Origin of the sequence: uncultured Campylobacter sp. (assembly GCF_937997595.1) — a bacterium.
Classification (GTDB): Bacteria; Campylobacterota; Campylobacteria; order Campylobacterales; family Campylobacteraceae; genus Campylobacter_B.
This window is the reverse complement of the sequence record NZ_CALKTS010000192.1, coordinates 1-1,028: the sequence shown is the minus strand read 5'-3', so window position 1 is coordinate 1,028 and position 1,028 is coordinate 1. Positions and strand designations below refer to the sequence as shown.

Below are 1,028 nucleotides of genomic sequence, written 5' to 3'. Positions count from 1 at the left end.
ATCGGCAACCGGCTTAACCTGATCGCTCAGTATCCAGCCTAGCTCGCCGCCGCTTTGTTTAGCCTGCGGATCGATCGATTTTGCTTTCGCAAGATCGGCAAATTTAACGTTCATCGCGCTGCCGCTTAAACCTTTTAGCTCCTTAATAACGGCGTTTGCCTCGGCTTCTGTTTTAAGCACGATCTGGCTTATTTTTATCTTTGCAGGCTCCATAAATTTAGCTTTATTTTTATTGTAAAAATCGCTGATCTCTTTCTCGTCCAGTTTGATATTGCTCGCCTCTTTTGCCTGCCAAACGCGAAGCGCGAGGTTATCTTTTACGACCTCAAGCTCCTTTTTATACATATCGTCGTCCATCACGCCCGATTTTTTCGCCTCGTCGATTAGCAGCTGAAGCTCGATACCTTTGTCGATCAGCTCCTTTTTTTGAGTCGGCGGAAGAGCGTCGATGTTTACGTTTCCAAGCCCGCTAAGAAGCGGCGCAAGCTCTTTTTCAGTAATCTCTTTGCCGTTTGCGGTCGCATAAACGGTAGCATTTAGGCTCATAGCCACAGCCAAACTAAGTGTCGAAAATATAAGTTTTCTCATTGTTTTTCCTTCAAAAAATTTAGCAAAAATTATAACTCAAAGTAGTTAACATTCAATTCGCTTTTACGAAAATTGCGGTAATATTCGCTCATGAGAAGTAAAAAAGATATTTTAGAGATAAAAAAGAGAATTTTACAAAACTTTGCGGAAGAGCGCAGCGAGCTGAAATTTAAAGACAACTATCAGCTTTTGGTCTGCGTGATGCTTAGCGCGCAGTGTACCGACAAGCGGGTAAATTTGATCACGCCGCGCTTTTTTGCGGAATTCCCTAGCGTTGCAGAGCTTGCAAAGGCCAATCTGGCAAGCGTTAAGCTGCTAATCAGCTCGTGCAATTTCTACAACAACAAAGCGGTAAATTTAATCAAAATGGCACAGGCGGTGGTTCGCGACTTTGACGGCGTCGTGCCGCTTGATGAAGCGGGGCTAAAATCTCTTGCGGG

Annotated in this window: 1 protein-coding gene and 1 pseudogene; one reads left to right on the top strand and one right to left on the bottom strand. The window is 44.3% G+C overall.

From position 1 onward, the window contains the following. Window positions 1-588: peptidyl-prolyl cis-trans isomerase (locus tag Q0614_RS06840; RefSeq protein ID WP_298787522.1), on the bottom strand; the 588-nt coding region annotated here is incomplete at its 3' end. 90 nt (window positions 589-678) lie between these two features. On the opposite strand from Q0614_RS06840, the pseudogene Q0614_RS06835 reads away from it, so the two are divergent. Next, window positions 679-1,028, top strand: a pseudogene (locus Q0614_RS06835) (endonuclease III); the annotation flags it as partial.